Annotated in this window: 13 protein-coding genes; 2 read left to right on the top strand and 11 right to left on the bottom strand. The window is 70.1% G+C overall.

All coding sequences use genetic code 11. From position 1 onward, the window contains the following. Together ASG80_RS05920 and ASG80_RS05915 are read right to left on the bottom strand one after the other, a co-directional pair. Positions 1–930 carry a co-chaperone YbbN gene (locus ASG80_RS05920; RefSeq protein WP_056729252.1) on the bottom strand — a complete coding sequence of 310 codons (930 nt, stop codon included), beginning with the start codon at positions 928–930 and terminating at the stop codon, positions 1–3. Further along, positions 927–2,819, bottom strand: a complete 1,893-nt coding sequence (locus ASG80_RS05915; protein WP_156401679.1) for a hypothetical protein — start codon at positions 2,817–2,819, stop codon at positions 927–929. Before ASG80_RS05915 ends, ASG80_RS05920 begins: the two co-directional genes overlap by 4 nt. Positions 2,820–3,000: 181 nt before the next feature. Between ASG80_RS05915 and ASG80_RS05910 the strand changes: the two genes are divergently transcribed. Together ASG80_RS05910 and ASG80_RS05905 are read left to right on the top strand one after the other, a co-directional pair. After that, positions 3,001–4,614, top strand: a complete 1,614-nt coding sequence (locus ASG80_RS05910; protein WP_056729250.1) for a DivIVA domain-containing protein — start codon at positions 3,001–3,003, stop codon at positions 4,612–4,614. A 20-nt stretch (positions 4,615–4,634) separates the two neighbouring features. Continuing rightward, positions 4,635–5,699 carry an AI-2E family transporter gene (locus ASG80_RS05905; protein WP_056729249.1) on the top strand — a complete coding sequence of 355 codons (1,065 nt, stop codon included), beginning with the start codon at positions 4,635–4,637 and terminating at the stop codon, positions 5,697–5,699. A 69-nt stretch (positions 5,700–5,768) separates the two neighbouring features. On the opposite strand, the gene ASG80_RS05900 is transcribed toward ASG80_RS05905, so the two are convergent. From ASG80_RS05900 to rpsB, 9 genes are all read right to left on the bottom strand, one after another. Then, positions 5,769–6,497: an alpha/beta hydrolase gene (locus tag ASG80_RS05900; protein ID WP_056729328.1), complete on the bottom strand. Its 729-nt coding sequence runs from the start codon at positions 6,495–6,497 to the stop codon at positions 5,769–5,771. Positions 6,498–6,508: 11 nt separating this feature from the next. Next, entirely contained in the window at positions 6,509–6,817 is a 309-nt protein-coding gene (locus tag ASG80_RS22815; RefSeq protein ID WP_082589807.1) for a hypothetical protein, read from the bottom strand. 83 nt (positions 6,818–6,900) lie between these two features. Then, entirely contained in the window at positions 6,901–7,512 is a 612-nt protein-coding gene (locus ASG80_RS22810) for a lytic transglycosylase domain-containing protein (RefSeq protein WP_082589806.1), read from the bottom strand. A gap of 134 nt (positions 7,513–7,646) precedes the next feature. Continuing rightward, a complete protein-coding gene (locus ASG80_RS05885; RefSeq protein WP_235508200.1) occupies positions 7,647–8,201 on the bottom strand; it encodes a DivIVA domain-containing protein in 555 nt (184 codons plus the stop codon). A 20-nt stretch (positions 8,202–8,221) separates the two neighbouring features. Continuing rightward, a complete protein-coding gene (locus tag ASG80_RS05880) occupies positions 8,222–9,205 on the bottom strand; it encodes a phosphatidate cytidylyltransferase (RefSeq protein ID WP_082589805.1) in 984 nt (327 codons plus the stop codon). Positions 9,206–9,214: 9 nt separating this feature from the next. Further along, positions 9,215–9,769: a ribosome recycling factor gene (frr, locus tag ASG80_RS05875; protein ID WP_056729246.1), complete on the bottom strand. Its 555-nt coding sequence runs from the start codon at positions 9,767–9,769 to the stop codon at positions 9,215–9,217. A 31-nt stretch (positions 9,770–9,800) separates the two neighbouring features. After that, the gene (gene pyrH / locus ASG80_RS05870; protein ID WP_056729245.1) at positions 9,801–10,532 is read right to left on the bottom strand and encodes a UMP kinase; all 732 of its coding nucleotides are present in this window, start codon (positions 10,530–10,532) and stop codon (positions 9,801–9,803) included. 170 nt (positions 10,533–10,702) lie between these two features. Then, positions 10,703–11,554, bottom strand: a complete 852-nt coding sequence (gene tsf, locus ASG80_RS05865) for a translation elongation factor Ts (protein WP_056729244.1) — start codon at positions 11,552–11,554, stop codon at positions 10,703–10,705. A gap of 28 nt (positions 11,555–11,582) precedes the next feature. Further along, complete coding sequence (rpsB, locus tag ASG80_RS05860; RefSeq protein WP_056729243.1) at positions 11,583–12,515, bottom strand: 30S ribosomal protein S2; 933 nt, start codon at positions 12,513–12,515, stop codon at positions 11,583–11,585. Positions 12,516–12,674: the final 159 nt, after the last annotated feature.

The following is a 12,674-nucleotide window of genomic DNA, read 5'->3' as shown; positions in this document are numbered from 1 at the left end:
TCAGAACAGCAGGTTGGTGAGGCGACGGCGGGCCGCGACGACCCGCGGGTCGTCGGAGCCGACGACCTCGAACAGCTCGACGAGGCGCTCGCGCACGGCGCGCTTGCCATCGGCGTCGAGCTTCGGGAAGAGCGTCAGCAGGCGATCGAACGCGTCCTCCACGTGCCCGCCCGACAGGTCGAGGTCGGCGACGTCGAGCTGCGCGGCGAGATCGTCGGAAGCGGATGCCGCGGTGTTGCGGATCCCGTCGAGCGACTTGCCATGCAGGCGCCACAGCAGGTTCGCCTGGGCGAGGCCTGCCACGGCCAGCGTGTCGCGCGGGTCCTGGGCGATGGCGGTCCTGTACGCGGATGCCGCAACCTCGTAGTCGCCTCGCTCGATGGCGTCGTACGCCTCCTGGTGCAGCGGCGGCAGGGGCTCCTCGACCGGCTCGGCCTGGCCGTCGCCCGATTCGCCGCCGGCCTCGACGCGTCCGGAGACGCCGTGCTGGGCGGCGAGCTCGAGCAGCTGGTCGAAGACCTGCTCGATGACGTCATCGGGCTGCACACCCGCGAAGAGGGGCACCGGTTGTCCGGCGACGACCGCGACGACGGTGGGAACGGCCTGCACCTGGAATGCCTGCATGAGCTGCGGGCTGCGGTCGGCGTCGGCGGCGGCGAGCACGAGCCGCCCGTCGCGGGCGCGCACCAACTGCTCGAGGGTTGCGACGAGGGCGGTGGACTGCTCGCTCCATGACGCCCACAGCACGACCACGACCGGCACGGTGCGCGAGAGCTCGAGCGTCGAGCCGAAGGCCGCGTCATCCGTCTCGAAGACGAGCCGATCGCCGGCGGCGGTGCCCGCCTGCGGTTGCGACGGCTGCGCGCGCTGCACCAGCGCGGACAGGTCGACGGCCCCCCGGAGGCCGTTCGGCGGAGTGGGGTCGGTCACGGTACCTCCGATGCTCCGATCAGACTCTCGGACCAGCCGAGGAGACGGATCTGCTCGTCCGAGCCGACGCTCGGCACGTAGAACAGCAGCTGCACGCCGATGACGCGCTGCACGCCCTTCGCACTCTTGCCGGTGAACCCCGACAGTGCCGCACCAGGCGCCCCGGCCTCGAATCCGATGGTGCCGCCGTCATTCGGGGTCACCTTCTCGGTCTGCTCGATCGATGCCGTCACGAGCGCGCCGGAGTCGTTGGTGGCGAGCGCCACCGTGGGGCTGGTGCCGACGACGTTCGAGAACGTGATGTCGGCGGTCGGCGGGAGGCTGTCGTTGATGGCCTGCTGGCCCGTCACGCCGAGCTGCTCGCGCAGCACGTCGCCCTCGGGGTCGAAGAGGGCGGCGAACTCGGAGGCATCGCCCTTCAGGAGCACGTCGGCGTAGGCCGCCGCCACCTGCCCGGGAGGCATGACGAGGCCCTTGAACTCGGGAGAGATGAGCGGGGCGCCGATCGACGCGGGCGCCACCTCGGGCACGTCGGCGTCGGGTGCGAGCGACATCGCGTAGACGATCTTGTAGTTCTCGCGCGGCGACGCCTGCTGGAGCACGAGCGCCGTCGGCGCCACCGTCTCGTCCTCGCTGTTCTTCGCGATCGTGAGGACCGTGCGGCCCGAGCCGGGCCATCCGGCGACCTGCTGCGGCAGCGTGAGCGTGAGCGGCGACGCCGGGATCGCGGTGGGCGCCGGCTGGTCGGGCAGGGCGCCGCGGATCGTGTAGTTCGCCTGGCGGGCGTCGAGTGCGGGGCCGGCGAAGCGCTGGGCGATCGCGGCCGAGTCGCGTGCGGCATCCGCCTCGTTCGTGAACACGGCGACGCGGCGCATGATGCGCTCCATCTGCGGCACGGTGACCGCGGACTCCATCGCCTCCTCCTCGGGCACGGGCTCCTCGGTGGCGGTGCCGTCGGTCGGCTCGGGCATCTCGGTCGCCGGCGCGGTCGACGGCGGCGCCAGGTCGAACCGGGGCCAGTAGTCGGCCGAGCAGGCGCTGAGCGCGAGCGCCGGCACGACCAGCAACGGGACGAGGGCGATGCGCTTCGCGCGGCCGACGGCGCGACGACCGCCGCCCGTGACCTGGCTGCGACGCAGCGACGGCGGCTTCGGTGCGCTCGGGAGCCTGCCGCGAGGGCCCTTCCCGAGGTTGCGGCGCGGGCCGCGGGAACGCCGGTGATGCCTGAAGCCCGACACGAGCAGGACGATGCCGCCCAGGAAGACGAGCGCGCCGCCGACGATCAGCGGACCTGCCAATGGGGTCGAATTGTCGAGCGGCCACGCGATCTCGAGGTCGCTCGGCGCGGGCGCGGTGCCGTCGCTCGCGAGCAGTACCGAGATGTCCTCGGGCACGTCGACGGTGGTCGTGACGCTGCGCTCGTCGGTGAACTCGTCGAGCCACAGGTCGGATCCGACGGGAGACGCGGCGGGGTCGGGCGTCGCGGCGGCGGCAGCGTCGTCGGTGCCGGTGGCGGGCGCCTCGGGCACTGCGGCGTCGGCCGATGATGCGTCGCCCTCGACGGAGGGGGTCACCACCTCGCTCGTGAACGCCTCGGCCTCGGCGTCGTAGCCCACCACGACGTACGGCGAGTCGCCGAGCCATGCGGCGACATCGGAGCTGCGGCCGTACGAGACGAACACGGTGTCGGAGCCCGAGACCGTGATCGTCTGCTTGCCGGGATGCGCGCCTAGGGCCTCGGGTTCGATGACGACGTACGCCGCCGCGCCCTCGATCTCGGCTGACAGTGAGACCCGGTCGGGCTCGAGGTAGACGGTGCGCTGAGCGATGCCGAACCCGATCATCACGGCCGCGGCGACGAATGCCACGATTGCGAGGGCGAAGCGCACGAACATACCTCCGGTGCCGCGGGAATGCGGCTTCGAACAAAGACAGTCCACACTACCGGCGCTGTCTGGGAGTCTCCTAACCAGCCCCTGTGGGGAACGTGCGCAGCGGATGCCGCATGCCCGTACAATCGACACATCCCGCACGCGCCCCCACGAACGCGGGACTGAGCCCGGAGGAAGAATGGCCGTCGAAGAGACCGAGTTCACGCAGGTGTTCCGCGGATACGACAAGGACGAGGTCGACAAGAGCATCAATGGGCTCCGACGCGACATCATTAACGCGAACAACCAGCTCGCCGAGCATTCGAAGGAGACCAAGCGTCTCCATGCCCGCATCGAGGAGCTGACCGCTGAGCTCGAGGAGGTCGGCAGCCCAACGTTCTCGGGCCTCGGCACCAAACTCGAGAACACGCTGCGCGTCGCAGAGGAGCAGTCCACCCGCCTCATCGCGCAGGCCGACATCGACGCCGAGAAGCTGCGTCGGGCCGCCGAAGACGAGGCGCACCTCTTGCGCTCGGACGCGCATGAGTTGGCCGAGCGCTCCCTCACCGAGGCGCGCGCCCAGGCGAACCGCGTGCTCGAGAACGCCCGTGCCGAGGCCGACGACATGGTCTCCCGCGCGCACGAGGCGAGCGAGCAGCTCCGCCAGGAGGCCGCCCGCGACGCCGCCGCGATCCGCGGCGCGGTGGCCACCGAGGCCGCCGAGCTTCGCTCCAGCGCGAAGCGCGAGTCCGCCGCCGCGGTCTCGGGCGCCGAGAAGAAGGCGGCCGAGATCCTCGTCGCCGCCAACACCGAGGCGAACGAGGCGCGAGCCACGGCAGCAGGCCTCGCCCAGGAGACCGAGCAGACCCGCGCAGAGGTCGCCATCGAGCTCGACCGCGCGCGCGCCGACCTCGCCAAGGAGACCGAGCAGGCGCGCATCGACCTCGCCCGCGAGACCGAGCAGTCGCGCCTCGACCTCGAGCGCGAGTCCGCCGAGGCGCGCGCAGCCATCGACGCCGAGATCGAGGAGCGCCGCGCGGCGCTCGTGCACGAGCTCGAGCAGGCGCGCAGCGACCTCGGCCGCGAGCTCGAGGGCAGCCGCGCCGAGCTCGTCGAGCAGAAGAAGCAGGCGAAGGTCGACCTCGTGCGCGAGGGCGAGGCCGCACGCCTGAAGCTGCAGCACGAGCTCGACCGCATCCGCGCCAAGCACGCCGCCGACCTCGACCAGATGCGTGCCGACCTCGCGCTCGAGCAGGAGCAGGCCCGCGCCGACTTCGACGCCGAGTCGGAGCAGGCGCGCATCGACCTCGACAACCAGCTCACCTCCATGCGCAAGAAGACGACGCACGAGGTGAACCGCATGCGTCGTGAGATCGAGAAGGCCCACCTCGATATCGAGGCCGAGCTCACGTCCAAGCGCGACGAGGCGGAGCAGGAGCTGCTCGCCGCGCACCAGGAGGCGGTGGCGCAGACCCAGAAGCTCCTCGACGACGCCAACGCCGAGCTCGCCGAGTCCGTCGCCCGCACGGCCGAGAGCCGCGTCGAGGCCGACCGGCTCGAGATGAAGGTGCGCAGCGAGATCGCCAAGGTCCGTGACAAGGCCGACGACGAGGCGCGCGACCGCATCGCCGCGGCCCACGACCAGGCCCGCAAGCTGATCGCCGACGCCGAGGAGCGCACGCGTGCGCTCGTCGCCGACGCCGAGGACCGCCTCTCGCAGCTCAAGATCGAGCGCGACGCGGTCGCGGGCTATTTCGAGAGCCTCCGGGGCGTGCTCACGCAGGCCGAGCAGGTGGCGTCGAACAACCGGTAGCGCAGGTCCGCGCCGGCCCCATGAAGATCCAGAACGCGTTCCGCGTCGGATTGATCGGGACGCTCGGGGTCGGCGTCGGCCTGCTCATCCTCTTCTCGATCGCGAGCCTCTCGACGATCATCGCGTACATCGGCGCGGCACTCTTCCTGGCCCTCGGCCTCGATCCGGCGATCAGCTGGCTCGAGCGCCGGGGGCTTCCGCGTTGGGCCGCGATCCTCATCGTGATGACCGCCGTCGGGGTGCTCATCGCAGCGCTCGTGCTCGCCGTCGTGCCCATCGTCGTCGACCAGGTGAGTCAGCTCGTCGAGCAGATCCCACTCATCGTCGCTCGGGTGAACTCGCAGGACTGGCTCGAGGGGCTGCAGGAGCAGTTCCCGCAGGTGCCGGTGGACGAGATCAGCCAGCAGGTCACGACCGCGGTCACGGAGTTCGTCACCAACCCCGAGAAGCTCAGCGAGCTCGCGGGCGGCGTGCTGCAGGTGGCGCTCGCGATCGGCGCGGGCCTGTTCGCCGTGGTGATCGTCTTCATCCTCACGCTCTACTTCGCGGCATCCCTCAACAGCATCAAGCGGGCCAGCTACCAGCTGGTGCCCGCCTCGAAGCGCGAACGGTTCGCCGACCTCACCGAGCAGATCACCCAGTCAGTGGGCCGGTTCGTGCTCGGCCAGGCCTCGTTGGCGGCCTGCAACGGCGTGGCGAGCTTCATCTTCCTGTCGATCATCCAGGCGCCGTTCCCGGCCGTGCTCGCCTTCCTCGCGTTCCTGTTCTCGCTGGTGCCGCTCGTCGGCACGCTCACGGGTTCGATCGTGATCGTGCTGGTGTGCCTCATCCCGGGTCTCGGCTCGCCCCTCACGGCCCTCGTGGCCGCGATCTACTACCTCGTGTACATGCAGGTGGAGGCATACGTGCTCAGCCCGCGCATCATGAACCGCGCCGTGAAGGTGCCCGGCGCCCTCGTCGTGATCGCCGCCCTCGCGGGAGGCGCCCTGCTCGGCATCCTCGGTGCACTCATCGCGATTCCCGTCGCCGCGTCGATCCTGCTCATCATCAAGCAGGTCGTGATCCCTCGCCAGAACGAGCTCTGATTCGTCACGCAGGGTCACCAAGGGCGGGCCGATGCCGCGTCGGGGCGGCCGGCGGCGCGCACGCCGCGGTCAGCCGACCGAGGGCGGCCACGTCGTCGGCAGGGGCAACGCCGACGGGTTCACGGCCGCGACGATCTCCTCGAGCACGCGCCGCGTCTGCGACTCCCCCACCCAGAGGTGCTTGCCACCCGCCACGTCGATGCGCCGGAGTCTCGGCAGCACGGCGAACCGCTCGGCGGCCTGGGCCGGCTTGAGGTAGTCGTCGTGCTCGGGGATGAGCGCCACGATCGGTGCAGAGGAGCCGTTCCAGCGACGCAGCTCCTCCTCGGTGGTGCGGTGAAGCGGCGGTGAGAGCAGGATGGCGCCGGCGATGCCATGCTCCAGCCCGTACTTCAGCGCGAGCTCGGTGCCGAACGACCAGCCGACCAGCCAGGGGTTCGGCAGTCCGCGCTCCGCGACGAAGTCCATCGCCGCCGCGACATCCGCCCGTTCCGCGATGCCCTCGCCGAACGACCCCTCGCTCGTTCCGCGTGGGGAGGTCGTGCCTCGCGTGTTGAACCGCAGCACCGCCAGGTCGGCGAGGGCCGGGAGCCGCGCCGCCGCCTTGCGGAGGATGTGCGAGTCCATGAAGCCGCCGGCCGTCGGCAGCGGATGCAACGTGACGAGGGTGGCGACCGGGGGCCGGTCGACCGGAGTCGCGAGCTCGCCCACGAGGCGGAGCCCATCGGTCGTGCGCAGCTCGATCTGCTCGCGCACCGCGGGCAGTTCCGTGCCGGACCGGATCTCGACCGCGGACATGTCGTTCTCGTTCACCTGGCGCCGATCCTCCAACAATGGGTGTGCCAATGCCGCCGAGCCGCGAGGTCTGCGGCGTCGCCGAGCACGCCGTCGGCGCGCCAGGTGACGAGATGCGCCACTCCGGGCGCCACCTCGAGGCCGCAGCCGGGGCACAGATAGGCCTTCACCGCCTGCGCCTCGGTCACGGGCTGGACGTTCCACTCGCGACCGTCACGCACCTCCGTCCGACGCCAGCCGGCGGTGAGCCGATCGACGTCGAGCTCTGGATGCTCCTCGCGAGCACGGGCCGCCCGACCGCGTGATCGGTTCGAGCGTGCCATGGATCCCAGTCTAGGCCGCGTCGCGGCATCCGACCGTGGAGGCACGTGCGCCCCGCTCGGCCGCTCGAGGGCCGCACGAGGGCTCAGTACCAGCCGACGTCCTGCGAGTGCGCCCAGGCCCCGCAGGGCGTGCCGTAACGGCCCTGCACGTAGCCGAGGCCCCACTCGATCTGGGTCGCGGCGTTCGTCTCCCAGTCGGCGCCGGCCGTCGCCATCTTCGACCCGGGCAGTGCCTGCGGGATGCCGTACGCGCCGCTCGACGCGTTGTAGGCGTTCACGCGCCAGCCGGACTCCTTGCTCCAGAGCGCGACGAGGCAGTCGAACTCGGTCGAGGCCCAGCCGCGGGCCGCCACCGCACCGGCTGCGTAGGCCTGTGCCGAACCCGGATCGGGGGTGACGGCGGGGGGCGCCCAGCCGCTGCTGGCCGACGTCGAGGCAGGCGCCAGCTTCACCTCGGGCTTCTCCTCGACGACGTAGCCCTCCTTGGAGACGTCGATCGTGTACTCGCCCTCGACGTCGAACGCCTGCACCTCTGCCCCGCCGAACCGCTCTCCGCGCTCGGCGAAATCCGGCGACGCGGTGGCGCCGGAGAACGGGTCGACCACGTTGACCAGCAGGAAGCTCACCGAGGCCACGAAGGCGAAGACCACCGTCGCGGCCTGCTTGACGCGGCCGGGCCTGCCAGCAGCCTGCACCGGTGGGTTCAGCGTCGGACGCGATGCAGAGTGCTCTGATGGACGCACTGGTGCCGACGCCTCGTCAATCCCCGTATGCCTGCCCACAATTCGTCGAGTGTATCCGAGCGCCGGCGACCGAGTCGAACCGGATCTCAGCGAACGGCGAGCATGACGTCGACGACCGCGTCGAGCACCATGTCGACCTGGGACTCGCGGTAGCCTCCGCGCTGCGTCGTGAACACCACGGTGCGCACGTCGTCGATCGAGATCGGCCAGCCGTCGCGGAAGTAGCGTGTGAGCTTGTCGGCGAACCGGTCGACCTCGCGGACCCGGTAGCCGAGCGCGAGCGGGCTGACCCGGTCGAAGCGCTGCCCCTCGGGACGGGCGAGCCGGTTGGAGACCACCTGCGCGGTCGCGCGGGCCTCGCTGAGCCACGCCTCGCTGCCGTGGAGGCGGGCGGCGACCTGCCGCTCCTCCGCTGCGAAGGCGTCCTCGAGCCGCTCGAGCGCCGCGTCGACATGCGCCGTGGAGTAGCCGCCCTTCTGCATCGCGAAGGCCGTCAGCCGGATCCGCTCGGACGAGAGGGGCGGGTCGTCGCGCCTCGCCTTGCCGTCGTAGGCGCGGCGGGCCACTTGCAGGAACTCCTCGACCTGGGCGGTGTCGTATCCCAGTTGAGGCTTGCGGGCGCGAGGGAAGGTGGAATCCACCGCTCCATTATCGCGGACGCTCATCCGAAGATCTGGAAGGCCGCGAACGCGACGGCCGCCGAGGGCAGGATCGAGTCGAGCCGATCGAGGAAGCCGCCGTGCCCGGGCAGCCACGAACTCATGTCCTTGATACCGATGTCGCGCTTCACCAGCGACTCGACGAGGTCGCCCAGGGTCGCGGTGAGGAAGATGGCCGCACCGAACGCCAGCCCGAACCACCAGGTGCCGCCCAGCATGAACACCGACAGGAGGACCCCGGCCACGAGGCTGGCAGCCGCTCCTCCGGCGAAGCCCTCCCAAGTCTTCTTCGGGCTGATGACCGGCGCCATCGGATGCTTCCCGAGCATGAGCCCGAACGCGTACGCGCCGACATCCGCTGCGACCGCGATGATGATGAACGCGAGCGTCCACCACTGCCCGCCGTCGGCGGCCGTGAGGACCACGGTGAACGTCGCGAGGAACGTCACGTACGCCTGCACGAAGGCGCCTGCGGCGAGATCGCGCACCAGGCTCGAGCCCGAGCGGCGCCGACTGGGCAGGGCCTGCTCCGAGAGCTGCCAGAGAATCACGAGCAGCATGCCGGCGAGCACCGCGAGCAGTTGCCCGCCTGGCCCGCCGTAGTAGGCGATCGGCACCGCGATCACCGCTGCGGCCACCGTGGGGATGCGCGGCACGTGGAAATCGGCCTTGCGCAGCGCCTGCGTGAGCTCGTAGCTCGCGAACCCCGCGAGCACGACCGCGAAGAGCATGAACAGCTCTTTGATCACCAGGAGGCTGAGGAGGAGGGCCCCGCCGAACGCGAGTCCGATGATGATCGCGAGGATCAGGTTGCGTCCGGTGCGTGCCTGGATCTTCTCCTGCGCCTGGTCGAACTGCGCCTTCGACGCCTCGAACTGGCGTTCCAAGTCGGCCTTGCGCGCGTGCACCTGGGCGCGGAACTCCTCGCGTGACGACCGGTCATGCCCCCCGGCGTCCGACTCATCCTCCCCTGGGACGCCCGACATCGTCTTCCCTCAGACCTCGAGGAGTTCGGCTTCCTTGCGCTTCAGCGCGTCGTCGATCGCGTCGACGTTGGACTTCGTGATGTGCTCGAGCTCCTTCTCGCCGCGCGAGACCTCGTCGTCACCGACCTCGCCCTTCAGGGCGTCGAGGTCGTCCTTGGCCTTGCGACGGATGTTGCGCACCGACACGCGCGCGTCCTCCGCCTTCGAGCGCACGATCTTCACGTACTCCTTGCGTCGCTCCTCGGTGAGCTCGGGAAGGGTGACCCGGATGATGTTGCCGTCGTTCGAGGGGTTCGCGCCGAGGTTCGGCGTGTCACGGATGGCATGCTCGATCTCCTTCAGCGCGCTCTTGTCGTAGGGGGTGACGACGAGCGTGCGGGCCTCGGGGTTCTGGAGCGACGCGAGCTGCGAGAGCGGCGTCGGCGTGCCGTAGTAGCTCACCATGATCTTCTGGAAGAGCTGGGGGTTCGCCCGCCCCGTGCGCACGGACGCGAAGTCGTCCTTCGCGACTTCGACCGCCTTGTGCATGCGTGCGGTGGCATCGGAAAGTACATCCGCGATCACGGGGGCTCCTTCTGTTCGCTACTCGGACAGTCTATCGAGTGGACGCCGGCACGCCGTTGCTCACGATCGTCCCGAGTTCCGCGCCGAGGATGGCCGCCGTGACGTTGCCGGCCGGCTCCATGCCGAACACCTGCATCGGCATGCCGTTGTCCATGCAGAGGCTGAACGCCGTGGAGTCCACGACCTTGAGGCCGCGCTGCAGCGCCTCCTGGTAGCTGATGCGGTCGATCTTGTGCGCGTCGGGGTTGGTGCGGGGGTCGTCGGAGTACACGCCGTCGACGCCGTTCTTCGCGACCAGCACGACATCCGCGTCGATCTCGAGCGCCCGCTGAGCGGCGACGGTGTCGGTGGAGAAGTACGGCAGGCCGGCGCCCGCACCGAAGATCACGACGCGGCCCTTCTCGAGGTGCCGCTCGGCGCGCCGCGGGATGTACGGTTCCGCGACCTGGGTCATCGAGATCGCGGACTGCACGCGCGTCTCCGCCCCGGCCTGCTCGAGGAAGTCCTGCAGGGCGAGCGAGTTCATGACCGTGCCCAGCATGCCCATGTAGTCGGCGCGTCCGCGGTCCATGCCGCGCTGCGAGAGCTCGGCGCCGCGGAAGAAGTTGCCGCCGCCGACCACGATCGCCACCTCGACGTCGCGTGCGGCATCCGCGATCTCCCTCGCGAGTGCGCTCACGACGTCGGGGTTGACCCCGAGGGCCCCACCGCCGAACGCCTCGCCCGACAACTTCAGCATGACCCTGCGCCTGTGTTGCGTCATCCTCGACCGGTCCTTCCCCTCTGGGTGTCAAAACTACTGGTTCGCGGACTCCGGCGCAGCGCCGGTTCGCGGGCGTCGAGCCGCACGAGGCCGTGCGGCAGTCCGGATGCCATCCCTGGCACAGCAAAGGAGTCCGGATCGCTCACGCGATCCGGACTCCCCTGTGGCACTTAGGCGCCGACCTTGAAGCGAGCGAAGTCGCTCACGGTGAGGCCCGCGTCGCCGAGGACCTTGCCGACGGACAGCTTGTTGTCCTTCGCGTAGTCCTGCTCGAGCAGCGCCACCTGCTTGAAGTACGCGCCGAGGCGACCCTCGATGATCTTCGGCAGGGCGGCCTCGGGCTTGCCCTCGTCGCGGGAGATCTGCTCGACGATCGCACGCTCCTTCTCGACTGCGTCCGCCGGGACGTCCTCACGGGTGAGGTACTCGGGGTTCGCGAACGAGATGTGCTGCGCCACCGAACGCGCGGTCTCCGCGTCGTCGCCGGCGTAGCCGAGCACGACGCCCACCTGCGGCGGCAGGTCCTTCGACGTCTTGTGCAGGTAGACGGAGAAGTGCTCGCCCTTGACGAGGCGGACGCGACGGAGCTCGACCTTCTCGCCGAGGATCGCCGCCTCCTCGCTGATCACGTCGGCGACGGTTGCCTGTCCTGAGCCCGTCGAAGGGCCCTCGGCCGGGGCGGCCAGGGCGGCCTCGACGGTCTCGGCGCGGGCCGCGGCGACGGCCGCGAGCACGCGGTCGGCGAGGCCGACGAACTTGTCGCCCTTGGCGACGAAGTCGGTCTCGCAGGCGAGTTCGATGAGCGTGGCTGTGCCGTCGCCGTTGTCGACGGCGGCGACGAGGCCCTCGGCGGTCGAACGGTCGGCGCGCTTGGCGTTGCCCTTCGCACCCTTCAGGCGGAGGAGCTCGACGGCCTTCTCGAGGTCACCGTCGGCCTCGACCAAAGCGTTCTTGGTGTCGACCATGCCGGTGCCGAGGCGCTCACGCAGGGTCTTGACGTCTTCGAGAGTGAAGTTGGCCATATTCGGGAAGTCTCCTGGACTCGTGGTCTTACTTGGACTCGGCTGCGGCAGCGCCCTCGGCGTCCGCCTCGGACTCGGTCGCGGCGATCTCCGTGGCGGCCTCGTCGACGACCTCGGCCGCCTCGGCCTCCGCCTCGGCGACGGTCTCGGCGACATCGGCGGTCTCGGCCGACGCCTGCTCGGGGGTCGTCGCGCTGCCGGCCTGGAGGAGCTCCTGCTCCCACTCGGCGAGCGGCTCGACGGCCGAGACGTTGCCCTCGGCCTCGGGCTTCTGGTGGCGTTCGATGAGACCCTCGGCAGCGGCATCCGCGATGATACGGGTGAGCAGGCTCACCGAGCGGATCGCGTCGTCGTTGCCCGGGATCGGGTACTGCACCTCATCGGGGTCGCAGTTCGTGTCGAGGATGCCGATGACGGGGATGCCGAGCTTCTTGGCCTCGTCGATCGCGAGGTGCTCCTTCTTGGTGTCGACCACCCAGAGCGCCGACGGCGTCTTCGACAGGTTGCGGATGCCGCCGAGCGACTTGTGCAGCTTGTCGAGCTCGCGCTTCTTGATGAGCAGCTCCTTCTTGGTGAAGCCGCTGGTGGTGCCTTCGAAGTCGAGCTCCTCGAGCTCCTTCATGCGCGCGAGGCGCTTGGAGACCGTGGAGAAGTTGGTGAGGAGGCCGCCGAGCCAACGCTGGTTGACGTAGGGCTGGCCGACGCGGGTCGCCTGCTCGGCGATGGACTCCTGGGCCTGCTTCTTCGTACCGACGAAGAGGATGGTGCCGCCGTGGGCGACCGTCTCCTTGACGAAGTCGTACGCCTTGTCGATGTAGGCGAGCGACTGCTGCAGGTCGATGATGTAGATGCCGGAACGCTCGGTGAAGATGAACCGCTTCATCTTCGGGTTCCAACGGCGGGTCTGGTGCCCGAAGTGCACGCCGCTGTCGAGCAGCTGGCGGATGGTGACGACGGCCATGAGCCGTACTCCTTTGTTCTCAGTTGTCGCTCCGGCCGGCGGCCGGGAGCCCTGGTGCCCGGCACGGCTCCGCCTGCTCCGGTTCGTTGGACGAGCACGGAGCGGGACTGAGTGGAGTCGGTGGCCGAATGGCACGCGTAGTCACCCCGGCAGGCCGAG

The sequence above is a fragment of the Agromyces sp. Soil535 genome (genome assembly GCF_001428255.1).
Classification (GTDB): Bacteria; Actinomycetota; Actinomycetes; order Actinomycetales; family Microbacteriaceae; genus Agromyces.
Note: the sequence above shows the minus strand (reverse complement) of the source record. Positions and strands in the feature narration are given on the sequence as shown.